This is a genomic window from Mycobacterium sp. NGS35 (assembly GCF_059812855.1).
Genome location: NZ_JCALDL010000002.1, coordinates 219006 through 242857 on the forward strand (window position 1 = coordinate 219006; position 23852 = coordinate 242857).

Annotated in this window: 25 protein-coding genes and 1 pseudogene; 12 read left to right on the forward strand and 14 right to left on the reverse strand. The window is 67.5% G+C overall.

What is annotated here, in order from left to right; genetic code table 11:
• Positions 1-47: 47 nt before the first annotated feature.
• From AC5Y4C_RS06030 to AC5Y4C_RS06045, 4 genes and pseudogenes are all read right to left on the reverse strand, one after another.
• Positions 48-923 (reverse strand): amino acid ABC transporter permease, encoded by an 876-nt coding sequence (locus AC5Y4C_RS06030; protein WP_499963050.1) that lies wholly within the window; start codon positions 921-923, stop codon positions 48-50.
• Positions 920-1591: an amino acid ABC transporter permease gene (locus tag AC5Y4C_RS06035; RefSeq protein WP_499963242.1), complete on the reverse strand. Its 672-nt coding sequence runs from the start codon at positions 1589-1591 to the stop codon at positions 920-922. The genes AC5Y4C_RS06030 and AC5Y4C_RS06035 overlap by 4 nt, the downstream gene beginning before the upstream one ends.
• Before the next feature lie 39 nt (positions 1592-1630).
• A pseudogene (locus AC5Y4C_RS06040) lies at positions 1631-2389 on the reverse strand (glutamate ABC transporter substrate-binding protein); the annotation flags it as partial.
• Positions 2390-2442: 53 nt separating this feature from the next.
• Positions 2443-3171, reverse strand: a complete 729-nt coding sequence (locus tag AC5Y4C_RS06045; RefSeq protein WP_499910637.1) for an amino acid ABC transporter ATP-binding protein — start codon at positions 3169-3171, stop codon at positions 2443-2445.
• Between the two features lie 93 nt (positions 3172-3264).
• Here AC5Y4C_RS06045 and miaB point away from each other — a divergent pair, with 93 nt between their 5' ends.
• Together miaB and AC5Y4C_RS06055 are read left to right on the forward strand one after the other, a co-directional pair.
• Complete coding sequence (gene miaB, locus AC5Y4C_RS06050; protein ID WP_499963240.1) at positions 3265-4746, forward strand: tRNA (N6-isopentenyl adenosine(37)-C2)-methylthiotransferase MiaB; 1482 nt, start codon at positions 3265-3267, stop codon at positions 4744-4746.
• A complete protein-coding gene (locus AC5Y4C_RS06055; RefSeq protein ID WP_499910444.1) occupies positions 4743-5321 on the forward strand; it encodes an Rv2732c family membrane protein in 579 nt (192 codons plus the stop codon). The genes miaB and AC5Y4C_RS06055 overlap by 4 nt, the downstream gene beginning before the upstream one ends.
• A 6-nt stretch (positions 5322-5327) precedes the next feature.
• On the opposite strand, the gene AC5Y4C_RS06060 is transcribed toward AC5Y4C_RS06055, so the two are convergent.
• Complete coding sequence (locus tag AC5Y4C_RS06060) at positions 5328-6659, reverse strand: DUF349 domain-containing protein (RefSeq protein ID WP_499963048.1); 1332 nt, start codon at positions 6657-6659, stop codon at positions 5328-5330.
• A 154-nt stretch (positions 6660-6813) separates the two neighbouring features.
• On the opposite strand from AC5Y4C_RS06060, the gene AC5Y4C_RS06065 reads away from it, so the two are divergent.
• The 5 genes from AC5Y4C_RS06065 to hflX all read left to right on the forward strand — a co-directional run bounded on the left by AC5Y4C_RS06065 (position 6814) and on the right by hflX (position 11719).
• Positions 6814-7707 carry a DMT family transporter gene (locus tag AC5Y4C_RS06065; protein WP_499963046.1) on the forward strand — a complete coding sequence of 298 codons (894 nt, stop codon included), beginning with the start codon at positions 6814-6816 and terminating at the stop codon, positions 7705-7707.
• A gap of 4 nt (positions 7708-7711) precedes the next feature.
• Complete coding sequence (locus AC5Y4C_RS06070; RefSeq protein WP_499963044.1) at positions 7712-8395, forward strand: class III extradiol ring-cleavage dioxygenase family protein; 684 nt, start codon at positions 7712-7714, stop codon at positions 8393-8395.
• The gene (gene miaA / locus AC5Y4C_RS06075; RefSeq protein ID WP_499963042.1) at positions 8392-9300 is read left to right on the forward strand and encodes a tRNA (adenosine(37)-N6)-dimethylallyltransferase MiaA; all 909 of its coding nucleotides are present in this window, start codon (positions 8392-8394) and stop codon (positions 9298-9300) included. Before AC5Y4C_RS06070 ends, miaA begins: the two co-directional genes overlap by 4 nt.
• Positions 9301-9384: 84 nt before the next feature.
• Complete coding sequence (gene dapF / locus AC5Y4C_RS06080; protein WP_499963040.1) at positions 9385-10257, forward strand: diaminopimelate epimerase; 873 nt, start codon at positions 9385-9387, stop codon at positions 10255-10257.
• Positions 10258-10303: 46 nt separating this feature from the next.
• Positions 10304-11719: a GTPase HflX gene (gene hflX / locus AC5Y4C_RS06085; RefSeq protein ID WP_499963038.1), complete on the forward strand. Its 1416-nt coding sequence runs from the start codon at positions 10304-10306 to the stop codon at positions 11717-11719.
• A gap of 9 nt (positions 11720-11728) precedes the next feature.
• Here hflX and AC5Y4C_RS06090 read toward each other — a convergent pair whose 3' ends face one another.
• On the reverse strand, positions 11729-12232 hold the full coding sequence (locus tag AC5Y4C_RS06090) for a hypothetical protein (RefSeq protein WP_499948415.1): 504 nt from the start codon (positions 12230-12232) through the stop codon (positions 11729-11731).
• A gap of 90 nt (positions 12233-12322) precedes the next feature.
• Between AC5Y4C_RS06090 and AC5Y4C_RS06095 the strand changes: the two genes are divergently transcribed.
• Positions 12323-13483: an acyl-CoA dehydrogenase family protein gene (locus AC5Y4C_RS06095; protein WP_499910464.1), complete on the forward strand. Its 1161-nt coding sequence runs from the start codon at positions 12323-12325 to the stop codon at positions 13481-13483.
• A 67-nt stretch (positions 13484-13550) separates the two neighbouring features.
• Here AC5Y4C_RS06095 and AC5Y4C_RS06100 read toward each other — a convergent pair whose 3' ends face one another.
• Positions 13551-13811, reverse strand: coding sequence for a hypothetical protein (locus AC5Y4C_RS06100; RefSeq protein WP_499910466.1), 261 nt, complete (start codon positions 13809-13811; stop codon positions 13551-13553).
• A 34-nt stretch (positions 13812-13845) separates the two neighbouring features.
• A complete protein-coding gene (gene lexA / locus AC5Y4C_RS06105) occupies positions 13846-14496 on the reverse strand; it encodes a transcriptional repressor LexA (protein ID WP_499910468.1) in 651 nt (216 codons plus the stop codon).
• Between the two features lie 183 nt (positions 14497-14679).
• On the opposite strand from lexA, the gene AC5Y4C_RS06110 reads away from it, so the two are divergent.
• Positions 14680-15120, forward strand: a complete 441-nt coding sequence (locus AC5Y4C_RS06110; protein ID WP_499910470.1) for a LysM peptidoglycan-binding domain-containing protein — start codon at positions 14680-14682, stop codon at positions 15118-15120.
• A gap of 92 nt (positions 15121-15212) precedes the next feature.
• Positions 15213-15677 carry a transcriptional regulator NrdR gene (nrdR, locus tag AC5Y4C_RS06115; protein ID WP_499910473.1) on the forward strand — a complete coding sequence of 155 codons (465 nt, stop codon included), beginning with the start codon at positions 15213-15215 and terminating at the stop codon, positions 15675-15677.
• 5 nt (positions 15678-15682) lie between these two features.
• Here nrdR and AC5Y4C_RS06120 read toward each other — a convergent pair whose 3' ends face one another.
• From AC5Y4C_RS06120 to AC5Y4C_RS06130, 3 genes are read right to left on the reverse strand one after another with little or no spacing between them, the layout of a single operon-like run.
• A complete protein-coding gene (locus AC5Y4C_RS06120) occupies positions 15683-16369 on the reverse strand; it encodes a PhzF family phenazine biosynthesis protein (RefSeq protein WP_499963036.1) in 687 nt (228 codons plus the stop codon).
• Between the two features lie 31 nt (positions 16370-16400).
• Positions 16401-17453: an alpha/beta fold hydrolase gene (locus AC5Y4C_RS06125; RefSeq protein WP_499910479.1), complete on the reverse strand. Its 1053-nt coding sequence runs from the start codon at positions 17451-17453 to the stop codon at positions 16401-16403.
• Between the two features lie 38 nt (positions 17454-17491).
• Positions 17492-18466: a proteasome assembly chaperone family protein gene (locus tag AC5Y4C_RS06130; protein WP_499910483.1), complete on the reverse strand. Its 975-nt coding sequence runs from the start codon at positions 18464-18466 to the stop codon at positions 17492-17494.
• 146 nt (positions 18467-18612) lie between these two features.
• On the opposite strand from AC5Y4C_RS06130, the gene AC5Y4C_RS06135 reads away from it, so the two are divergent.
• Entirely contained in the window at positions 18613-19386 is a 774-nt protein-coding gene (locus tag AC5Y4C_RS06135) for a trypsin-like serine peptidase (protein WP_499963238.1), read from the forward strand.
• Here AC5Y4C_RS06135 and sthA read toward each other — a convergent pair whose 3' ends face one another.
• Positions 19387-20790: a Si-specific NAD(P)(+) transhydrogenase gene (gene sthA / locus AC5Y4C_RS06140; protein WP_499963236.1), complete on the reverse strand. Its 1404-nt coding sequence runs from the start codon at positions 20788-20790 to the stop codon at positions 19387-19389.
• Positions 20791-20975: 185 nt separating this feature from the next.
• On the opposite strand from sthA, the gene AC5Y4C_RS06145 reads away from it, so the two are divergent.
• The gene (locus AC5Y4C_RS06145) at positions 20976-22022 is read left to right on the forward strand and encodes a DUF4192 domain-containing protein (protein WP_499963034.1); all 1047 of its coding nucleotides are present in this window, start codon (positions 20976-20978) and stop codon (positions 22020-22022) included.
• Here AC5Y4C_RS06145 and AC5Y4C_RS06150 read toward each other — a convergent pair.
• Positions 22019-22711 (reverse strand): iron-dependent transcriptional repressor DtxR, encoded by a 693-nt coding sequence (locus tag AC5Y4C_RS06150; RefSeq protein ID WP_499910490.1) that lies wholly within the window; start codon positions 22709-22711, stop codon positions 22019-22021. The two genes, AC5Y4C_RS06145 and AC5Y4C_RS06150, sit on opposite strands and share 4 nt — an antisense overlap.
• A gap of 160 nt (positions 22712-22871) precedes the next feature.
• The gene (gene sigB / locus AC5Y4C_RS06155; RefSeq protein WP_499910494.1) at positions 22872-23831 is read right to left on the reverse strand and encodes a sigma-70 family RNA polymerase sigma factor SigB; all 960 of its coding nucleotides are present in this window, start codon (positions 23829-23831) and stop codon (positions 22872-22874) included.
• Between the last annotated feature and the right edge of the window lie 21 nt (positions 23832-23852).

Here is a 23852-nt window from a genome sequence, read left to right on the forward strand (position 1 = left end):
GGCGGCGGCTGAGCAGCTTGTCTCCCAAGAACTTTCCCCCTGCAGCTCTACGCTCCAGCCGTGTCCATTTCGGCCGTTCGTGTGACTGGCGCCGTCGCCGCAGCGGTACGGCTACGACGACGCAGCCTAGCCTCCAGCCGGCCGGCAAGCCATGACAACGTCACGTTCGCCATGATCATCAGGACAGCGATCACCACCAGAGCGGGCACATAGTTGCTGTACTGCGCACCGATCAAGGTGCCCTGGCGGACCATCTCCAGAAATGTGATCTGGTAGCCGATGGCCGTGTCCTTGAGCACCACCACCAATTGCGAAACCAGCGCGGGCAGCATCGCCGTGATCGCCTGCGGCAGCAGGATCAACCGCATCGTCTGGCTGGGACGTAGACCGAGCGCCAACGCGGCCTCGGACTGGCCCCGGGGCAGCGCATTGACCCCGGCGCGCACGATCTCGGCGATCACCGCGCCGTTGTACAACGTCAACCCTGTCACCACACCGGCCAACGCCAACTGCTTGGACGGGAATACGTCGTACAGCGCATACAGGAAATACGCGAAGATCATCATGATCAGTACCGGCACCGCGCGGAAGAACTCGACGACCGTGCCGGACATCCACCGGATCACCCGCGATGTCGACAACCGGCCCACTCCCAGCACCACGCCCAACGCAAACGCGAGCACGATGGATATCGCCGCCGCTGTCAACGTGCCTTGGACGCCGGGCAGGATGTAGGTCTGCCACAGATTCGCCGTCGTGAAAGGTCGCCACTTCTGGGCGCTCAGTTGATCTTTCGCGTCGAGCCGGGCTATCACCACCCACATCGCTGCGGCCAGCGCCACCACGATGACGACGGAGACGATCCGGTTGCGTGCCACCGCGCGAGGCCCTGGCACGTCGTAGAGCACTGTCGATTCGCTCACCTCGCTACCGCCAACCGTCGTCCGAGATACGTGAAGAGCACACCCAGCGGCAATGTCAACACCACGAAGCCGGCTGCGAAGATCGCGCCGACGGCAAGCAGTGCGGCGGTGTTCTCGATCATGTCTTTCATCAGCAGCGCCGCCTCGGCTACACCGATCGCCGAGGCGATCGTGGTGTTCTTGATGAGCGCGATGAGGACCGACCCCAGCGGCGCGATCACCGCCCGAAAGGCCTGCGGCAGCAGGACTATACGCAAGTTCTGACTGAACGTCAGCCCCAGCGAACGCGCCGCCTCGGCCTGTCCGAGCGGTACGGTGTTCACCCCGGCGCGGACCGACTCGCACACGAAGGCGGCGGTGTAGATCGCCAACCCCAGCACGGCCAGCCGAAAGTTACTGTCTTCGATAAAGGTTGGCGACTTCCCCGAGGCGAGTGTGATTCCGAGGGTTTGTGCCAAACCGAACGAGCAGAACAACAGAATCAACGTCAGCGGCGTGTTGCGCAGGATGGTGACGTACGCCGCGCCCAGCCACCGCAGTATCGGCACCGGCGAAAGGCGCATCGCGGCAAGCATTGTGCCGAGCACCAGCGCACCAATCGCCGAGTAGAGAGCGAGTTTGATCGTGGTCCAGAAGGCGTCGATGATCTGGCTGCGATACTGCGACAAGACCTGCGAGCCGGCCTCGGCCGCCGGGCGCGCCACATATCGGTCGATCTTCGGCGGCGGAGGAGGCGTATAGCCCGACGCGCCGAGATTCTCCTCGAAGAACTTCTGCCACTGCCCGGTGTCGATCATCTTCTGCAGCGCATCATTGATCTGCGTACGCAGTTCGTCGTTGTCCTTGGCCACCCCGATGCCGTAGAGCTCCGTCGAGAACGGTTTCCCGGTCAGCTTGAGCACGCCGGGATTCTGCTGCACGTAGCCGGCGAGGATGACCCCGTCGGTGGTGACGGCGTCGACGGCCCGGTTCTTGAGCGCCTCCACGCACAGCGAGTAGGTGTCATAGCGCTGCAGCTGCACGCCCGGATACTTGTCCTTGATCCGTTGCGCCGGTGTCGAACCGGCTACCGAACACAGCCTCTTGTTGTTCTGGAGCGACTCCGGGCCGACGATGTTCGTCTCGTCCGACCGCACCAGCAGGCTTTGACCGGTCTGGAAGTACGGCCCCGCGAACGCGACCTTCTTCTTGCGCGCATCGGTGATCGAATAGGTGCCGACGATGTAGTCGACTTGGCCGTTCTGGATCAAGGTCTCCCGCTGGCCCGACGGCGCTTCTTTCCATTCGATCTCATTCGGCTTGTAGCCCAAGTGTTCTGCGACGTACGTGGCTACGTCGATGTCGAATCCGCTCAGCGAACCGTCGGGTTTGCGCAGACTCAGACCCGGCTGGTCGAACTTCACACCGACGGTCACCTTGTGGCCACCGGTGCCGCAACCGGACATCATGAGGGTCGACATCAGCATCGCAACAAGCGCGGCCAGCTGAAGCGGTCGTAGACGCATGCGGCGTTCCAATGTCAGTGCTCGAGGATCTTGCCGAGGAAGTCCTTGGCACGGTCGCTCTCGGGGGATTCGAAGAACTGCGCCGGTTCTGCCGCTTCCACGATCGCACCGTCGGCCATGAACACGACCCGGTTGGCAGCACGCCTCGCGAATCCCATCTCGTGGGTCACCACCACCATCGTCATGCCGTCAGAGGCCAGATCGGTCATGACGCCCAGCACTTCGGCGATCATCTCGGGGTCGAGCGCGCTCGTCGGTTCGTCGAACAGCATCACCTTCGGATGCATGGCCAATGATCGGGCGATCGCCGCCCGCTGCTGCTGGCCGCCGGACAGCTGCGCCGGGTACTTGTCGGCCTGGTTGGCTATGCCGACACGATCCAGCAGCTCCAACGCCTCCTTGCGGGCCTGGTCGCGTTTGACCTTGCGGACCTTGACCGGGGCGAGCATGACGTTGTCGATGATCGTCTTGTGGGCGAACAAGTTGAAGGACTGGAACACCATGCCGACATCGGACCGCAGCCGCGCCAGCGCCCGGCCCTCAGCAGGCACCGGGACGCCGTCCACGGTGATCGTGCCGGAGTCGATGGGTTCCAGCCGGTTGATGGTGCGGCACAGCGTCGACTTGCCCGATCCCGACGGGCCCAGGATCACCACCACCTCGCCCCGCTGCACGTCGAGGTCGATGTCTTTGAGCACGTGCAGGTCGCCGAAATGCTTGTTGACGCCGCGCAGCGAAACCATCGGTGTCGCGCCCTCAGCCATGGGGCTGACCATACCCAGCGGATGCTCAGCTTGACCCGGTGACCAGAATTGCGATTTGAGGCCCTCCGTACCATTGGGCACGTGACTCAGACGGTGGCGACGTCATCGCAGGCGGCCCGGACCTACCAGGTCCGCACCTATGGCTGCCAGATGAACGTACACGACTCCGAGCGCCTGGCCGGGCTGCTGGAGTCGGCCGGATATGTCAAAGCCGACGACGGCGCCGACGCCGACGTGGTGGTGTTCAACACGTGCGCGGTGCGCGAGAACGCCGACAACAAGCTGTACGGAAACCTCAGCCACCTGGCCCCGCGCAAGCACCGCGACCCCGGAATGCAGATCGCGGTGGGCGGCTGCCTGGCGCAGAAGGATCGCGACGCGGTGCTGAGCCGGGCCCCGTGGGTGGACGTGGTCTTCGGCACCCACAACATCGGTTCACTGCCAGTGCTGCTGGAACGCGCCCGGCACAACAGCACCGCGCAGGTGGAGATCGCCGAGGCGCTCCAGGAATTTCCGTCGAACCTGCCTGCGGCGCGCGAATCCGCCTATGCCGCTTGGGTTTCCATCTCGGTAGGCTGCAACAACACCTGCACGTTCTGCATCGTGCCGGCGCTGCGCGGCAAGGAAGTCGACCGCAGTCCCGACGACATCCTCGCCGAGGTTCGCTCGCTGGTGGACCAAGGCGTGCTCGAAATCACGCTGCTGGGCCAGAATGTCAACGCCTACGGCGTGTCGTTCGCGAACCCACGGCTGGCGCGCGACCGCGGCGCGTTCGCGTCGCTGCTGCGCGCCTGCGGCGACGTCGACGGGCTCGAGCGGGTCCGCTTCACGTCACCGCATCCGGCCGAATTCACCGACGACGTGATCGAGGCGATGGCCGAGACGCCGAACGTCTGCCCCGCCCTGCACATGCCGCTGCAGTCCGGCTCCGACCGCGTACTGAAGGCGATGCGCAGGTCCTACCGCGCCGAGCGTTACCTCGGGATCATCGACCGTGTGCGCGCCGCAATGCCGCACGCCGCGATCACCACGGACCTGATCGTCGGGTTTCCCGGTGAAACCGAAGATGACTTCGCAGCCACGCTCGAGGTGGTCGAGCGCGCCAGGTTCGCCAGCGCGTTCACCTTCCAGTACTCCAAGCGGCCGGGCACTCCGGCTGCGGAGATGCCCGGGCAAATGCCCAAAGATGTTGTGGCAGAACGGTATCAGCGGCTGATAGCGCTGCAGGAACGGATCTCGCTGGAGGAGAACCGCGCCCAGGTCGGCGCGACGGTGGAACTTCTGGTGGCTGCGGGGGAGGGCCGCAAAGACGACCGCACGTTGCGGATGAGTGGCCGGGCTCGCGACGGCCGGTTGGTGCACTTCGCGCCCGACGGGGACATCCGCCCAGGCGACGTCGTCACCACCGTCGTCACCGGTGCGGCGCCGCACCACCTCATCGCCGACGGGCCCGTCCTCACCCACCGCCGCACCCGCGCCGGCGACGCGCACGAGGCCGGGCGGCGCCCGCGCACCGTCGGGTTGGGGCTGCCGCGCATCGGGGTGTCGCGGTGAGCAACAACGACTTCGAGGCGTTCAAGAAGGACATCGACGCCGCAGAGCGACGGGTGGCCGGCGAAATCGAGCCCGGCGCACGGGCTTTGGTGGTCGCGATCCTGGTCTTCGTCTTGCTGTTGTCGTTCGTGCTGCCGCATACCGGCCACGCTCGCGGCTTCGACGCGCTGCTCGGTGGTCCCCGCGCGGCGGAGGCCGCAATCGCGCTGCCGCAGCGGGTGTTCAGCTGGCTGGCGTTGGTGTTCTCTGTCGGGTTCTCGATGCTCGCGCTGCTGACCCGCCGCTGGGCGCTGGCCTGGCTTGCGCTCGCCGGCTCAGCGGTGGCCAGCGCGGCCGGCATGCTGGCGGTGTGGTCGCGGCAGACGGCCGGCGCGGGCCATCCAGGTCCGGGCGTGGGGCTGATCATCGCCTGGATCGCGGTGATCCTGCTGACGTTCCACTGGGCACGGGTGGTGTGGACCCGCACCGCGGTACACATCGCGGCCGAGGAGGCACGCCGCCGGGCGGCCGCCGAACGCCAGTCCAAGGACCTTCTGCAAACCCTCGACGACGACGAGGACGACTCCGAGAAGTAGCGGCGCCTAGCGGCTGCGTCTGCCCAGCGCCCCCTCGGCGGTCTCCGCCCACTCACGCCACTGCCGCGCGTTCGCGCGTGCCTCCTCGGCCTCGGCGGTGCGGCCGGCCGCCTCCGCCTTCTGCGCTTGCTGTTCGAATTGCTCTGCGCGAGCACGGAATTGCTCCGCGCGAGCCTGCGCCTGCGGATCGATGGAGTCCGGCGCCGAGGCCTCGCGAACCCGCTTCTCCACCGCGCGCAGCCGGCGTTCGAGTTCGGCCGCGCGATCGCGGGGCACCTTGCCGATCGCGTCCCATTTCTCGGCGATCGAGCGCAACTCGGCCCGGGCGGCAGCGATATCGGTGGTGTCGAGTTTCTCGGCCCGCGCCAACAGTTGCTCCTTCGCGGCGGCATTCGCCCGCAACTCGGCGTCACGTTCGGCGCTCACGGCGTTGCGGGCGGTGAAGAACTTGTCCTGCGCCGCTTTGAACCGCTTCCACAGCGCGTCGTCGACCTCTTTGGCCGCCCGGCCCGCGGCCTTCCACTCGGCGAGCAGCTGACGGAACGCCGCGGCCGTCGCATTCCAGTCGGTGGAATCGGCCAGTTCCTCGGCGCGCTCACACAGCCGCTCCTTGGCTTGCCGCGCACTGGCGCGCTCCCGGTCCAGCTCGGCGAAATGCGAGCCGCGCCTGCGGTTGAACGTCTCCCGCGCCGCCGAATAGCGCTTCCACAGCGCGTCGTCGGTCTTGCGGTCGACGCCGGTGATGGTCCGCCACTCCTCGAGGATGGCCCGCAGCCGATCACCGGCCGCCTTCCACTGCACCGAATTCGCCGCCAGTTCTTCCGCCTCCGCGACCAGCGCCTCTTTGCGGGCGATCTGCTCGGCGCGGTGCTCGTCGCGCCGCGCTTTCTCGGCCTGCGCAGCTTCGTCGGCGCGCTCGCGGATCGTCCGCAGCCGCGCGGCCAGCGCGTCGACGTCACCCAACACCGCCGCCGTCGCCAGCCCTTCTTCGAGGCTGGCCGCCGACGACCGGATCTTGCGGGCGTCGCTGGTGCCTGAGGCCAGCCGCCGCTCCAGTAGTTGGATCTCCGTCTTGAGGTCGTCGTAGCGGCGCCCGAAATGGGCGTAGGCCGCCTCCGGATCACCGGCCTGCCAAGCCCCGATCACCCGCTCACCCGCGGAGGTGATCAGCCAGACGGTGCCGTCGGGATCCACCCGCCCGAACCGATGCGGATCGCTGCCGGCCGACGCACCCGGCCGAGCGGCCGGACGGACCGGCCCCGGTCGTGGAACCGGCCTCGGTACAGCGGAAGGCCGGGAGTCCTGCGCCTCCGGGTGGGCGGCATCGCTTTCCGTCATCTCGTACACCTCTCGCGGGTCGCAGCCCGCACACCTGCCGCGCAGCGCGGCGCCTGGTAGCTATCGTCGAAACCGCGAACGCCTCGACCTCCGCTATTCAAGCAGGTCGATGTGGTGTGCGCCCCCACGTTCCGCTACCTGCAAAGGAGCGCTGATGGCCAAGGCCGACATCGCCGCCCTGCTCGCGCTGGGCGCGGCCCTGTTCATCGCGATCGGCGACGTCATCCACCAGCGCTCGGCTCACCAAATCACCGACGAGCCGGTCGGCCACGTCGAGCTGTTCGCCCGCCTGCTGCGCGACCGGCAGTGGTGGGCCGGCAGTCTGGTGGCCGCCGCAGGCTTCGGGTTTCAAGCCGCCGCACTGGCTTTCGGCTCGGTGCTGCTGGTGCAGGCGCTGATCGTGAGCTCGCTGCTGTTCGCTCTGCCGATGAGCGCCAAACTCGCCAGTCACCAGGTCACCCGCTGGGAATGGCTCTGGGCGGTGGTCCTCGCGGGCAGCGTCGCAGTGATCGTCACCGTCGGCAATCCGCAGGCCGGGCAGTCGCGGGCATCGCTGGAAACCTGGTCGGTGGTCGCGGCGGTCCTCGGGCCTGCGCTGCTGCTGTGTGTGATCGGCGCACGGATCTGGTCCGGTTCAGTGGCCGCGGTGCTGCTGGCGCTGGTGTCCGGATCGCTGTGGGGTGTGTTCGCCGTGCTGACCAAGGGCGTCGTCGACCAACTCGACGACGGCATTCTGCCGCTGCTGCGCAGTCCCGAGCTCTACGCATGGGTGGTGGTCGCCCTCGCCGGAACAGCGTGGCAGCAGTCGGCCTTCCGGGCGGGAACCATGACCGCGTCGCTGCCCGCGATGACCGTGGCAGAGCCCGTCGTCGCCTCCGTGCTCGGCATCGTCGTGCTCGGCGAAACGCTCGAGACCAACGACATCGGGTGGTTCGCTCTGGCGGTGGCCGTCGTGGCGATGGTCGCTGCGATCGTCGCGCTCGCTCGCGGCGAAGCGCTGGCCTCTGATTCGGCGGACCACGCCGCCGTCGCGCACCGCATACCGTGAAGCCGTGCTGAGCGCCGTCGCGATCGTCCCGTCGGCACCTGTGCTGGTGCCGCAGCTAGCCGGTGCGGCGGCCGCCGAGCTCGTCGACCTGCGCCGTGCGGTGTTCGCAGCGGCCGGCGCGCTGCCACCGCGCTGGCTGGCCGTCGGCGTGGGTCCGGCCGATCAAGTGATCGGACCGCATGAAGCCGGCACCTTCGCCGGGTACGGCGTCGACGTGCGTGTCCGGCTGTCGCCCACTGCCGCCGACGTCGGGCAGCTGCCGTTGGCCGCGTTGATGACGGCCTGGGCGCGCGGCGAGTCGAGCCCCGACGCGCACGCCGAGGTGCGGGTGTTCAACGCGGGCCACACCGCCGACGACGCCCTGCGCCGCGGGCGGGAACTGCGCGACGTCGTCGACCGGGGCGCCGAGCCGGTGGGCGTGCTCGTCGTCGCCGACGGCGCCAACACCCTGACCGAACGAGCCCCCGGCGGCTACGACCCCGCCTCTGTCGAGGTGCAAAGGGCGCTCGACGACGCCCTCGCGGCTGGCGACGTCGGGGCGCTGGCCCAGGTGCCGCCGTCGATTCCCGGCCGGGTGGCCTGGCAGGTGCTGGCCGGTTTGGCCGGCGACCGCCCGCGATCGGCCAAGGAGCTGTACCGGGGCGCGCCGTTCGGAGTGGGCTACTTCGTAGGCGTGTGGGTGCCATGAGCCGGCCGATCGCGATCATCGGCCCGACTGGCACCGGCAAGTCGCAGCTGGCGCTCGACGTCGCAGAGGCTGTGGGTGGCGAGATCGTCAATGCCGACGCGATGCAGCTCTACCGCGGCATGGACATCGGCACCGCGAAGCTGGCGCCTCAGCAGCGCCGCGGCATCCCGCACCACCAGCTCGACGTCCTCGACGTCACCCAAACCGCGACCGTCGCCAACTACCAGCGCGGCGCAGCCGCCGACGTCGAGGCGATCCTGGCCCGCGGCGGGGTGCCCGTGATCGTCGGCGGATCGATGCTCTACGTGCAGTCGCTGCTGGACGACTGGGCCTTCCCCGCCACCGACCCTGTGGTCCGCGGTCGCTGGGAGCAGCGGCTGGCGGAGATTGGCGTCGAGCGGCTGCATCGCGAACTGGCGCAGGTCGACCCGGCCGCAGCGGCGTCGATCCTGCCGTCCGACGGGCGGCGGATCGTGCGGGCGCTGGAAGTGGTGGAACTGACCGGGCGGCCGTTCGCGGCGTCGGCGCCGACCATCGGAACTCCGCGCTGGAACACCGTGATCATCGGGTTGGATTGGGACACAGCCGAACTCGATGAGCGTCTAGCCAAGCGCACCGAGCAGATGTTCGCCGACGGGCTGGTCGACGAGGTCGTCACGCTGCTGGGCAGGGGTCTGCGGGACGGCGTGACGGCGTCACGGGCGCTCGGCTATGCGCAGGTGATCGCCGAGCTCGGCCGCGGGGGCGACGGCAGCGCCGCGCGTGAACCGACGTTCGTCGCCACCCGTCGCTATGTGCGCCGCCAGCGCTCGTGGTTCCGCCGCGACCACCGCATCCAGTGGCTCGACGGCGCCGATCCGGGCAATGCAGAGGCCGTGGTGCGGGCATGGCGGCACGTATCCTGAGCAGGTGATGCGTCCCGACGACTGTGATGCCGGCGCAGCCGGGATCGTGGGGCTACCACCCGCGTACGGGGGAGAGCGGCGCACATGATCTTCGCCAAGGGCCACGGCACCCAGAACGACTTCGTGCTTCTGCCCGACATCGAGGCAAAGCTGCCACTGACTCCTGATCTGGTGGTCGCCTTATGCGACCGTCGCCGCGGGCTCGGTGCCGACGGGGTGCTGCGGGTGACCACCGCCGGCGCCGCGGCGGCTTGCGGAGCAATTCCGCGGGTGCCCGAAGGCGTGCAGCCGCAGGACTGGTTCATGGACTACCGCAATGCGGACGGGTCGGTTGCCGAAATGTGCGGCAACGGCGTGCGCGTGTTCGCCCATTACCTGCGCGCCAGCGGGCTGGAGGCGCGCGACGAGTTCGTCGTCGGCTCGCTGGCCGGTCCGCGGCCAGTGCAGGTACACCGCGTCGACCACACCTTCGCCGACGTCACCGTCGAAATGGGCAAAGCCAACCAGCTTGGCACCGGCGAGGCGGTCATCGGCGGCCGTCGCCTCAGCGGGCTGGCCGTCGACGTCGGCAATCCGCATCTGGCGTGCGTCGATGCGGAGCTGACCGACGACGAGCTACGCGCCTTGGACGTTGCGGCGCCGGTGGCGTTCGACCGCAATCAATTTCCCGACGGCGTGAACGTCGAGGTGCTGACGGCGCCGGTCGGCGGTGCGGTGTCGATGCGGGTGCATGAACGGGGAGTCGGCGAGACCCGTTCGTGCGGAACCGGAACCGTCGCCGCCGCGGTGGCGGCACTGGCGCACGACGGCGCGTCCACGGGCTCACTGACGGTTCGTGTCCCGGGCGGCGAGGTGCTCGTCACCGTGACCGCGGCGACCAGCTACCTGCGCGGTCCGTCGGTACTGGTCGCCGGCGGGGAAATCTCGGAGGAATGGTGGCAGGCGCAGCGGTGTTAAATCAGGTGCGCGCCGCAGATCCGGCGGGCACCATGTCTTATTGCTTATGACTGATCCAGAATTTCCTGTAGACGACACACCCAGCATCGGCGAACTGGCCCTCGAAGACCGGTCCGCCCTGCGCCGCGTGTCCGGGCTGTCGACCGAACTTGCCGACGTCTCCGAGGTCGAGTACCGCCAGCTGCGGCTTGAACGCGTGGTGCTGGTCGGCGTGTGGACCGAAGGCAGTGCGGCCGACGCCCAGGCCAGCCTGGCCGAGTTGGCGGCGCTGGCGGAAACGGCGGGCTCGCAGGTGCTCGAGGGCGTGATCCAGCGCCGCGACAAGCCCGACGCGTCGACCTACATCGGCTCCGGCAAGGCCAACGAGCTGCGCGAGATCGTGCTCGCCACCGGCGCCGACACCGTGATTTGCGATGGCGAGCTGAGTCCGGCACAGCTGACGGCGCTGGAGAAAGCCGTGAAGGTGAAGGTGATCGACCGCACCGCGCTGATCCTCGACATCTTCGCGCAGCACGCCACCAGCCGGGAGGGTAAGGCGCAGGTGTCGCTGGCGCAGATGGAATACATGCTGCCGCGTCTGCGCGGCTGGGGCGAGTCGATGTCACGTCAGGCCGGCGGCCGCGCTGGCGGCAGTACCGGCGGTGTGGGTCTGCGTGGCCCCGGTGAAACGAAGATCGAAACAGACCGCCGCCGGATCCGTGAGCGAATGGCCAAGCTGCGCCGCGAGATCAAAGGCATGAAGCAGGCCCGTGACACCCAGCGCGGCCGACGGTTGCGCAGCGACGTGCCGTCGATCGCGATCGTCGGGTACACCAACGCGGGCAAGTCGAGTGTGCTCAACGCACTCACCGGCGCCGGCGTGCTGGTCCAGGACGCCTTGTTCGCCACCCTCGAACCGACCACGCGCCGAGGAGAATTCGACGACGGGCGGCCGTTCGTCATGACAGACACCGTCGGGTTCGTCAGGCATCTGCCCACGCAGCTGGTCGAGGCGTTCCGCTCGACTCTGGAAGAGGTCGTCGACGCGGACCTGTTGGTGCATGTGGTCGACGGGTCGGACGCCAATCCGCTGGCACAGATCAACGCGGTGCGCGCGGTGATCCGCGAGGTGATGATCGAACACGACGCCCATGCCGCACCGGAACTGTTGGTAGTGAACAAGATTGATGCCGCCGGTGATCTCATGCTCGCCAAGTTGCGACGCGCGCTGCCCGGAGCGGTGTTCGTCTCCGCTCGAACCGGCGAGGGGCTGGACCACCTGCGGGCCCGGATGGCCGAGCTCGCCGTACCCACCGACACCGCGATCGACGTCGTGATTCCTTATCACCGCGGCGATTTGGTGGCCCGCGTCCATGCCGACGGCCGGGTGCAGGAATCCGAACACAACGCCGACGGCACCCGGATCAAAGCGCGGGTTCCGGTGGCCTTGGCGGCGAGCCTGCGCGAATTCGTGTCGAGCTAGCGTCGGCGCCTATGCGATTTCGTACACGTCGGCTGCGCCTGCGGCCATAATGCGTTGCGCCAGTTCGGCTTTCAACACGTCCAGCCGTGCCTCCTGCGCCTCTGTGCGAGCGTCGTTCTGGGCCAGATCGATGAATTCTTCAGTGACGAAGCCGTCGCGCAGCACCAGCGTCACTGAACGGTCGCCGATGCGGACTTCGAAGACGAAACTCTCCCGCAGCCGTCCGAGGTCGCGACGTGACAACGCGGGATCCACGACGTAGCGACCGTCGCTGACTGCCCGCGTCACCGCCTCGATCCCATCGCGTGCCCCCGGCCCGCGGAACGCGGTGCGCACCACCACCTGGCGGCGCGGCGGCGGCGCGTCGGGCGAGAGCACCTCGAACGCGCGCTGCAGAACTTTGAATGCGTTGGCCACACCGCCGGGGGAGCCGGGGCCGTGGTAGCGCATCAGGTCGTCGAACGCGAACTCGAGGATCCGCCCACGCTCCTGGACGCGGATGATCTCGGCCACGGCCTCACTGTAGGCCGCGTGGCCGGGGCCAAACCAACCATCCGGTTGGTATATCTTTGGGCGCAGGTTCCCGATACCGGAGGTCACCCCGTGGGCAATGTCGTCAGATACCAGCGCACCCTTTTCGAGCCCGAGCACGAGCTGTTCCGCGAGTCCTATCGCTCCTTCTTGGAACGCCACGTCGCGCCGTACCACGAGCAGTGGGAGAAGGACAAGATCGTCGACCGCGGCGTCTGGCTGGAGGCCGGCAAGCAGGGCTTTCTGGGAATGGCGGTGCCCGAGGAATACGGCGGCGGCGGCAACGCCGACTTCCGGTACAACACGGTCATCACCGAGGAGACGACCAAGGGCCGCTACAGCGGAATCGGCTTCGGGCTGCACAACGACGTGGTGGCCCCGTATCTGCTGAGGCTGGCCAACGAAGAACAGAAGCAACGCTGGCTGCCGAAGTTCTGTACCGGCGAGCTGATCACCGCGATCGCGATGACCGAGCCGGGCACCGGCAGCGACCTGCAGGGCATCAAGACCCGCGCGGTCAAAGAAGGTGACCACTACATCCTCAACGGGGCAAAGACCTTCATCACCAACGGCATCAACTCCGACCTGGTGATCGTCGTCGCGCAGACCGATCCGGAGAAGGGTGCGCAGGGTTTCTCGCTGCTGGTCGTCGAGCGCGGGATGGAAGGCTTCGAGCGCGGCCGTCATCTGGACAAGATCGGGTTGGATGCCCAGGACACCGCCGAGTTGTCGTTCACCGACGTCAAGGTGCCCGCCGAGAACCTGCTCGGTGAGGAAGGCAAGGGCTTCATCTACTTGATGCAGAACCTGCCCCAGGAGCGGATCTCGATCGCGATCATGGCGGCCGCGGCGATGGAAGCCGTGCTCGAGTCGACTCTGCAATACACCAAGGAGCGCAAGGCTTTCGGCAAGCCGATCGGCAGTTTCCAGAACAGCCGCTTTCTGCTCGCCGAGCTGGCCACCGAAGCAACCGTCGTGCGGATCATGGTCGACGAGTTCATCCGGCTGCACCTCGACGAGAAGCTGACCGCCGACCAGGCCGCGATGGCCAAGTGGTACTCCACCGAGAAGCAGGTCCATCTGATCGACCGGTGCCTGCAGCTGCACGGCGGCTATGGCTACATGCGCGAGTACCCGATTGCGCGCGCGTATCTGGATGCCCGGGTGCAAACGATCTACGGCGGTACGACCGAGATCATGAAGGAGATCATCGGACGCTCGCTGGGCGTCTGAGCCGGCGAAACGTCAACTGGCGCAGTCCGTTCGGCGGTGAGCCCCGCGGGCTGCTCCGTGGTGCGGATCAGGGAACCGGGTACGGCCACACGCAGATGTAGATGTTGCCGTCGCAGCGGGTGAGCACTTCCTGACTCGGGGCGCCGACGAACGCGCCGCCCGGTCCCAGCTGCGGAATGCAGCCGTAGCCGTTGGGATTGGGCACCATGCCCCGCGGGCACATCGCGACATGGCTTTCGGCGCTGGGCGAGCCGACCGCGGGGACGACGAGCGCCGCTGCTCCCATCACCGCTGCTCCTATCGCCTGCACCGCCCGGGACGCTCGCATGAGTCCACCATGCACCCGAGGCGCGGTGTGCGGGTCAGATTTTGCGGATCACCGTGACCACACGGCCGAGAATCGCGGCATCGTTGCCGGGAATCGGATCGAACGCCGGGTTGTGCGGCATCAGCCAGACCTGGTTGCCGGTCCGCTTGAACGTCTTCACGGTGGCTTCCCCGTCGATCATCGCCGCGACGATGTCGCCGTTGTCGGCGGTGTTCTGCTGTCGCACCACCACCCAGTCACCGTCACAGATCGCGGCGTCGACCATCGACTCGCCCACGACCTTGAGCAGGAACAACGATCCCTCGCCCACCAATTCTCGCGGCAGCGGGAACACGTCTTCGACCGCTTCCTCGGCGAGGATGGGGCCGCCTGCGGCAATGCGTCCGAGCACGGGCACGAACGTCGGCTCCGGCAGCGCGTCCGAACCGGCGACGTCGGTCGTGACGGCCGTCGCCGCGTCGTCGGCCCCGCGGACATCGACGGCGCGGGGACGATTCGGGTCGCGGCGCAGATAGCCCTTGCGTTCCAGCGTGCGCAGCTGATGTGCCACCGACGACGTGGAGGTGAGGCCGACGGCGTCGCCGATCTCCCGGATGCTCGGCGGATATCCCCTGGTGGTGACCGACGCGCGGATCACCTCCAGGATGGTCCGCTGACGTTGGGTGAGACCGCTGCTGTCACTCATAAGTGCAAATCTAACGGTCGTCACCGACATCTTCAAACATGTGTTCGAGGCGTGTCGCGTTCGTGATGCGTGGTCACGAGCGCCATGTCGTGGCGAGCGGGCTGTCGTATGCCTCTGGTACACATCGATCAAACGTTCGGATTCGAACGCATGATCGACTATATTCGAACAAAGGAGCGAACGGTGGCGACAGAAGGGGCGCTCATGACCGTGATCGACTGGGACGTACCGGCGCCGACGCTTAGGGCTCGCCGTCCCGCACCGAAGCGGCCGGGCGGTGCCGCCCTCACATATCGGCGCACAGGCGTGGCGATGTCGTATGCACCGCACCGGCCGCGACGCGTCAGCGCGACCGTGACCGTCATGCTGGCGGCGGTCGCGGCGTTGATCACGGTGTGGCTCATCGCGATCGCCCAAGCCCGCAGCGCCGACACGACGGGCACCGCCGCGCCGCAGCAGTTGGCGGTCGTACAGGTGCAGCCCGGCGAGAATCTGCAGCGGCTTGCGGCCAGAGTGGCGCCGGACGCGCCGGTGGCCGGGGTGATCGAGCGGATCCGGGAGCTCAATCACCTTGACTCTGCAGCGCTGGATGCCGGGCAGACGCTGATCGCCCCGCTCGGATGATGTCCCCGGCGACGTTGGCCCGCGTCCGCCGCCCGCGGGTAGTCTCGGAGGCGTTCGACTCGACCGAATGTCTTCGCGGCGAAGGAGCAGTCATGCACTGTCCGTTCTGCCGCCATCCCGATTCCCGGGTGGTCGACTCACGGGAAACCGATGAGGGCCAAGCGATCCGACGCAGACGCTCATGCCCAGAATGCGGGCGAAGGTTCACCACCGTCGAGACGGCCGTGCTGGCGGTGGTCAAGCGCAGTGGGGTCACCGAACCGTTCAGCCGCGAAAAGGTGATCCGCGGTGTGCGACGGGCATGTCAGGGCCGCCAGGTCGACGACGACGCGCTCAACCTGCTGGCGCAGCAAGTGGAAGACACCGTGCGGGCCACCGGTTCACCCGAGGTGCCCAGCCACGAGGTCGGCCTGGCCATCCTGGGTCCCCTGCGCGATCTGGACGAGGTGGCCTACTTGCGGTTCGCCTCGGTGTACCGGTCGTTCACCTCCGCCGACGACTTCGAGCGGGAGATCGAGGCGCTGCGGGCGCATCGCAAGGTCAGCGCGTCGAAGTAACCCCTTCAGCCGACGCGCACGGTGCCGTCGTCGACGACGCGGCCGCCCACTGTCACCCACCCCTCAGGGCTCCACCGGGTGTAGATGACGGACCCCTTGCCCTGGGTGATCGTGAGATCTCGGCTGAGAATGTCGGTGATGCGTACGGCCGCGGCGCCGGTCGCCTCGTCTTCGGCGACGCCGAGATCGGCCGCGAACATCCGCGACCGCAGGTGTCCGCGCGACTTGTCGAGCCAGGCCCAGATGTAGTGCGGGTCGTCGTCGGGGTAGTCGTCGGGATCCGCGTTGACGACGTCATCCGGCGAGGGCAGTTCGTGGAAGACAAACTCGGGCGCCCAGTCGGCGCGTGCGCGTACCGTCGTCAACTCGTCCTCGTAGCCGACGGCGACCACACCCGCCGGCACTTGCAACGTGCGGATCGCAAGCCCCTGTTGTTTGAGCCACCACGACAACCCCACCGTCGGGTGCCCGGCGAACGGCAACTCCGTCGCAGGAGTGAAGATGCGAGCGTGGGCGGTGGTTGCGCCCGGATCGGGCATGTCGACGAAAATTGTTTCGCTGTAGCCCAATTGAGCCGCGAGCCCTTGCCGGTCGCGCGGCGCGACGGTGCTCGCGTCGACGATGCCGAGCGGATTGCCGAAGTTTCCTTCCGCGTCGGTGAATACCCGCACCACGAACACGTCGGTACCCATGCGCCCGACTCTACTCAGCGGGAGCGCCGGATCAGGTTGCGCTGCGCTCGTCGGAACTCATCGCGTCGAGCACCGCGACGCGGGTGTCCATCGGACCCGAAATCGTCTGATCGCTGACGCCGGCGCGTAACAGCGACCGCAGCCGATCCTGGTCGTATTCCGCGGGTTCCGTGGAATCGATGAACTGCTCGACGACCTCGACGAAGCGGTCCGGGTCGTCGTGGAACGGAAAATGGCCGGAGTTCTCGAAGACCTCCAGCCGTGAACCCGGCATCGCGGCGTGCGCCATCTGCGCATGAGCCACCGGGATCACCGAATCGTGCTCTCCCCAAATCAACTGCACCGGAACAGATTGCGTCAAATAACATCGGTCCAGCATGGTCACCACCTGGCCGCGCCAGTCCACCACCGCGCGCAGCGTCCGCGAAAACGCCGACGACGCCGTCGGCTCCGGCAATTCCGCGAGCACCCGCAGCACGTCGGGCAGGTCATGGCCGAACCGCGTCGGGGCCAGGCCCGGTGCCGCGGTGGCAGCGGCATTGAGCATGGCGCCCAACATGCGCCCGACGGTCTGCAACGCAGGCAACGCTCCCGGAAGCCGCAACAGCGCCAGCGCCTCGGTGCCCATCGGCAGCGACGCGAGGCGCAGCGCGAAGTGGACGTCCTTGGTCACCCCGCCCGTCCCGACGAGCACGATGCGTTCCACCAATTGCGGGTACTGGTAAGCGAATTGCATCGTGACGCCGCCGCCGAGCGAGTGCCCGATCACGGTCACCCGGTCGATGTCGAGCACGGCCAGCAGGTCGCGCATGCCGTTGGCGTACGCGGCAACCGAGTAGTCGGCCCGCGGTTTGTCCGACTTGCCGTGACCGAGCAGGTCCGGGGCGATCACCGTGAACCGTTGCGCGAGTTTTGTCTGCACGGCCTCCCAGGTCGACGAGTTGTCCCCGATGCCGTGGATCAGCAGGATCGCGGGCCCGTCACCGGCGACGCGAAACGCGCGGCGGTAGCCGTGAATCGTGCGGAACTCCAGCGTCGTTCGCACGTCGCGTACCGGCCGCAGATTCGTCGTCCGCGCAGTCATAGGGCCACCTCCGCTTCGGGCCGGCGGCCCGGGTCAGCTCACTTCTTGTCGTCGCCGTCTCGGAAACCGTCCGAGAAGTCACCTGTCTGCTGCGCCAGGAAGCGTTCGAACTCCCCGGCCAGTTCTTCGCCGCTGGGCAGCTCTTCGTCGCGCGCCAGCAGCGACCGGTTCTCCTGGGCCGCGACGAACGCGTCGTACTGACGCTCCAGCGCGGACACCACCTGCGCAACTTCGGGGCTGGAGTTCACCTGCTCGTCGACCTTCGCGCGGATCTCGGCAGCGGCCTCGGTGAGCGCCGCCAACGGGATCTGCAGCGATGCGACTTTGCTGACTTCGGCCAGCAGCGCCTCTGCCGCGGCGGGGTAATCGGTCTGCGCCAAGTAGTGCGGGACGTGCACGGTGAAGCCGACGACGTCGTGGCCGTGCTGGGCCATCCGGTATTCCAGCAGATTCGACGCGCTGCCCGGCACCTGCACCTCGCCGACCCAGGGCTGATGATGGGCGATTAGCTCCTTGTTGTTGGAGTGTGCCGTCATGGTCACCGGCCTGGTGTGCGGCACAGCCATCGGGATGGTGCCCAGACCGATCGTCTGCCGCACGCCCAGCCGCTCGGCCAGCAGTCGCACCGCGGTGACGAACCGCTCCCACTTCAGGTCGGGTTCCATGCCGGCCAGCAGCAGAAACGGTGTCCCGACGGTGTCGTGCAGCGCGTAGAGGCTCAGTTCCGGATCGTCGTATGCGGTGAAGTGGTCGGTCTTGAACGTCATCAGCGGTCGGCGCGAGCGGTAGTCCAGCAGCTCGTCGATCGCGAACGATGCCACCAGCTCGGTGTCGAGTGCCTGGCGCAGGTAGCGCGACGACAGCCGGATCGCATGGCCTGCGTCCGAGAAACCTTCCAGTGCGTGAATCAACACCGGACCGCGGCCGTCGGGCGACGACAATTGCGGAGCCGGAAACTCGAGCTCGTACATTCCACTCTGGTCCGGCCGGTATTCATCGCGGTGCTCAGCCATTCTTCTCGCCTCCTTCCGCGGACCCGGTGACGTCTAGTGTCGCTGCCGATCGGCTGAGCCGCCACCGCAGGCCGCAATATCGCGAACGCGGGTACCCCTGTTTGCTCAACGCGACACTGGCATCGTTGCGTTCCAGGATGATCGACATGATGCGTGTGCGGCTGGCTCCCCTGCTGCTTCTGGCCGTCTGCCTGCTGAGCTGTACGCCGCGACATCAGCCCGGCGTCGCGGATGCGCCGCCGCCACCGACGTCGGCGACCGCCGCGCCCGTCGCTCCCGATCCGCTGGTGGGGGCGTTGTTCCTTGGGGCCTCAGACATGCACACCTGTACCGGATCGGTGCTGCATTCGGCCACCGGCGACCTGATCCTCACCGCCGCACACTGCGTGGCCTCGGGCTATCCGACGACATTCGCGCCCGGATTCGGCGGCCGGGCCGGCGCCGCCGGCACCTGGACCGTCGGAGCGATCTACCTCGACCCGCGATGGCTGGCCAGCAGGGATCCCGTCGCCGACTTCGCCGTGGCACGGGTCAGCCGTGACGACGGTCGCTCCCTCGAATCGGTGGTCGGTGCAGGGCTGCGCCTGGGTGCAGCGCCGCCGCCCGCGGCCGTCGTCACCGTGACCGCCTACCCGATGGGCACCGGTGGTGCTCCCATCGGCTGCCGCGCCGCCACTGCGACGGCGCCCGGCGGGTTCCCGTCGCTGACATGCGCGGGCCTGATGGCCGGTACCAGCGGCGCGCCGTGGCGCATCGACGGCACGGTGGTCGGACTGGTGGGCGGCCCGCACGGCGGCGGTTGCGACGACAGCGTCTCGTACTCTTCTCCGTTCGACGGCCGCGTGGCCGATCTGCTGCATCGGGCAGAAGCCGGCGGGGCCGGTGACACCGCGCCCGAGGTGTTCGAGGACGACTGCTAGCTACGAGCGGTACTGGTTCAGCGCGCGCATCTTGTTCATCACGTCCAGCGCGGCGACCTTGTATGCCTCCGAGAACGTCGGATAGTTGAACACTGCGTCGACGAGGTACTCGATGGTGCCGCCACAGCCCATCACCGCCTGGCCGATGTGCACGAGCTCGGTGGCGCTGGTGCCGAAGATGTGCACGCCGAGCAGCTTCAGGTCGTCGGTGGACACCAGCAGCTTGAGCATGCCGTACGAGTCGCCGGCGATCTGGCCGCGCGCGAGTTCCCGGTACCGCGACACCCCGACCTCGTACGGGATCGAGTTCTTGGTCAGCTCCACCTCGGTGGCGCCGACGTAGGAAATCTCCGGGATCGAGTAGATGCCGATCGGCTGCAGGTCCGTCATGCCGGCGGTGGGTTCGCCGAATGCGTGGTAGGCCGCCAGCCGACCCTGCTCCATCGAGGTTGCGGCCAGCGCAGGAAATCCGATGACGTCGCCGACGGCGAAGATGTGGTCGACCTTGGTCTGGAACCTGTCGTCGACGAAGATGCGACCGCGACTGTCCGCCTCGAGCCCGGCGTTGGCCAGGTCGAGATGATCGGTTTGGCCCTGGCGGCCGGCGGAGTACATCACGGTCTCGGCAGGGATCTGCTTGCCGCTGGCCAAGGTCGTGACAGTGCCGGCTGAGCCGACGTCCACCGCTGTCACCTCCTCGCCGAACCGGAATGTGACCGCCAGATCGCGCAGGTGAAATCGCAGGGCCTCGACCACCTCGGGGTCGCAGAAGTCCAGCATCGTGTCGCGCTTCTCGACGACGGTCACCTTGGTGCCCAGCGCGGCGAACATCGACGCGTACTCGATGCCGATCACGCCTGCACCTACTACGACCATCGACGACGGCAGCGCCTTGAGGTCCAAGATGCCGTCCGAGTCCAGCACCCGGCATTCGTCGAACTCGACACCGGCCGGACGCGCCGGCTTGGTGCCCGTGGCGATCACGATGTAGCGACCCGTGATCGTGATCCGGTCGCCCCGGTTCGGGTTCTCGATGAGGACGGTGTGCTCGTCGACGAACCGGCCATGCCCGATGTAGACCTCGATGTTGTTGCGCATCAGCTGCGAGCGGACCACGTCCTGCTCTTTGTTGACGACGTGCGTGGTGCGAGCCAGCAGATCAGCCGGCGTGATCTTGTCCTTGACCCGGTAGCTCGCGCCGTACAGTTCGCGCTGGCTCATGCCGGTGAGGTAGAGCACGGCCTCGCGCAGTGTCTTCGACGGAATGGTTCCGGTGTTCACGCAGACGCCGCCGAGCATCCGGCCGCGCTCGACGATGGCGACGGACTTGCCGAGCTTCGCCGCGGCGATTGCGGCCTTCTGCCCCCCGGGGCCGGAACCGATGACGACGAGGTCGTACTCCATTGCCATGTGTAGACATCTACGCCGTTTGGCGTGATCTTGCACCCGGACCGAACCAAGAGCTGTGCCCCGGTGCCCTACGTCCGCGGCTGGGGCGGTTCATCCACAGTCTTGCGTTCGTCCACAGCGAGGCGCCATCGGTTCGTCAGCGCCCCGTTGTCGACGGTGCCGCCCGCAAGGGTCAGAACATGACCACTTCACAGCCTGACTTCATTCTCAACAGGCCCGGCGCGCTGATCGCGGCGCTGCCCGCGGTGCTTGGCTTTGTTCCCGAGAAATCATTGGTGCTCGTCACCGTCGACCGCGGCGAGATGGGGGCGGTGATGCGGGTGGATCTGTCGCCACAGCTGGCCGACACCGTCGAGCATGTCGCCGAGGTGGCCGCGGCGGCCGGGCCGGACGCGGCGATCGCGGTGATCGTCGACGCTGAAGGGGCGTTGTGTCCTGCGTGCGCCGACGACTTTCGCGACCTCGCGTCGACGTTGTCGGATGTGCTTGCACTACAAGACATTACGTTGTTGGCCACTCACGTGGTGAATCGTGTCGCCGCGGGTGGTCGGTGGCATTGTGCCGACATGTGCGGAGCGGGCGGCACCGTCGACGATCCGGCATCGTCGCCGCTGGCCATGGCCGCCGTGCTGGACGGTCGGCGGCTCTATGCGCGCCGCGAAGACCTGCAGAAGGTGGTCGAGGTGACCGATGCCGCGCGCGTCGAGCGGTTGGCGCGGCGGATTCGGCGGCGACTCAAGGCACGGGCAGAAAGCGACGAACACTCCCCGCGAGGTGACGTCAACTTTGCGGTCGCACTCGCGGCGAAGATGGCTGGCGGAACGGAGCCCTCGGATGCTCAGGTCGCCGAAATGGCTTGCGCCCTGGCCAATGTGGACGTGCGAGACACGCTGTTCGCGTTGGCGGTTGGCGACAAGGCGGCTGAGGCCGAGGAGCTGTGGGCGATGTTGTCACGTGTGCTCCCGACGCCGTGGAGAGTGGAAGCCCTTGTGTTGCTTGCCTTTTCGGCCTATGCCCGCGGCGACGGTCCGCTCGCCGGGGTGGCACTTGATGCGGCGCTGCGCTGTGACGACGAGCACCGGATGGCCTCGATGCTCGACACCGCGCTTCAATCGGGATTGCGTCCGGACGCGATTCGCGAACTGGCGATCAGCGGTTACCGCGTGGCGGATCGGCTCGGGGTCGGCCTGCCGCCGCGGCGAAGATTCGGTCGACGGGCGAGCTAGACCTTCTCGACCTTCACCGCGTGCGCCATGTGATGGGGCAGTTCGACGTCCTCGTGCCCGGGAATCACGATCGTGACGCTGCCGGACGGATTGGTCTGCACAGTCACCCTGGCGTTGGGCACCACGCCGGCGTCCTTGAGCCGGGTGATCAACTCGACGTCGCCCTGCACGTGTTCGGTGAGCTGCCGGACCACCACGGCCACGGGAGCACCGGCGGGCAGCTCGGTCAACCGGACCAAGCTGCCGCGCTCGGGCTGCGAGGTCGGGTCGACGCCCAGCTCGGCAAGGCCGGGGATGGGGTTGCCGAACGGAGAGATGGTCGGGTTGTCGAGCACCTGCACCAAGCGCCGCTCGACCTCCTCGCTCATCACGTGCTCCCAGCGACAGGCCTCGGCGTGTACGTCTTCCCACGGCAGCCCGATGATGTCGACCAGCAGGCGTTCGGCCAGGCGGTGCTTGCGCATCACGGCGACGGCCAGTGTGCGCCCCTTGGGGGTCAGCTCCAGGTGACGGTCGCCGGCGACATGCAGCAGGCCGTCGCGCTCCATCCTCGACACGGTTTGGCTGACGGTCGGACCGCTCTGCTCGAGCCGTTCGGCGATGCGGGCACGCAGCGGCACCACGCCCTCTTCCTCGAGGTCGTAGATGGTCCGCAGATACATCTCGGTCGTGTCGACAAGATCGTTCATTCACCCACCCTCCGTCGGCTGCAGTCTACCGGTCTAGCTGGCAAAAAGGCGGCCTCGCGCCGTCGGGGCATCCCGCGCCGCACCGGCAACAACACGCATCACCCGTCCCGTCACGCCAGTGTGCCCACCGGAAGTTCCGGTGGGCACACCGTGGGGGGAGTCAGCTTGCGTAGGAGCGAAGCCGATCGGCGCGTTCGCCGTGGCGCAGCTTCGCCATGACCTCGCGCTCGATCTGACGCACCCGTTCCCGGGAGAGCCCGAACAGCTTGCCGATCTGGTCGAGCGTGCGGGGCTGGCCGTCGTCGAGGCCGAACCGCAGGCGGATCACCTGCTGCTCGCGCTCGTCGAGTGTGGCCAGCACGTGCCGAATATCGGTGTGCAGCAACTCGGAGATGACGGCGTTCTCAGCCGACATCGCCTCGGCGTCTTCGATGAAGTCGCCGAGCGGGGCTTCCTCGTCACTGCCGACCGGCATGTCAAGGCTCACCGGATCACGGCTGTGCTCCAGCAGGTCGTTGATCTTCTCGACGGGAATTCCGGACTCGGCAGCCAGTTCCTCGTCGGTTGCTTCACGGCCGAGGTTCTGATGCATCTCGCGCTTGATCCGCGCCAGCTTGTTGACCTGCTCGACGAGGTGCACCGGCAGTCGGATCGTGCGGCTCTGGTCGGCCATGCCGCGCGTGATCGCCTGACGGATCCACCAGGTGGCGTACGTCGAAAACTTGAAGCCCTTGGTGTAGTCGAACTTCTCCATCGCGCGGATCAGGCCGAGGTTGCCTTCCTGGATCAGGTCCAGCAGCGGCATGCCCCGCCCGGTGTAGCGCTTGGCCAGCGACACCACGAGCCGCAGATTTGCTTCGAGCAGATGGCGCCGCGCTGCCTCGCCGTCGCGCACGACCATCTGCAGCTCGCGCTTGCGGTTCTCGCCGAGGCGCTTGCGCGTGTCGAGCAGGTGCTGGGCGTACAGGCCGGCCTCGATCCGCTTGGCCAGCTCGACCTCGTCGGCCGCGTTGAGCAGCGCCGTCTTGCCGATGCCGTTCAGATACACCCGCACGAGGTCGGCAGCTGGACTCTGGGCGTCCAGATCGTTGTCAACCCGGCTGGTGGTGGCATTTGCCATTGCGGCCTCCTGATCGCCTCG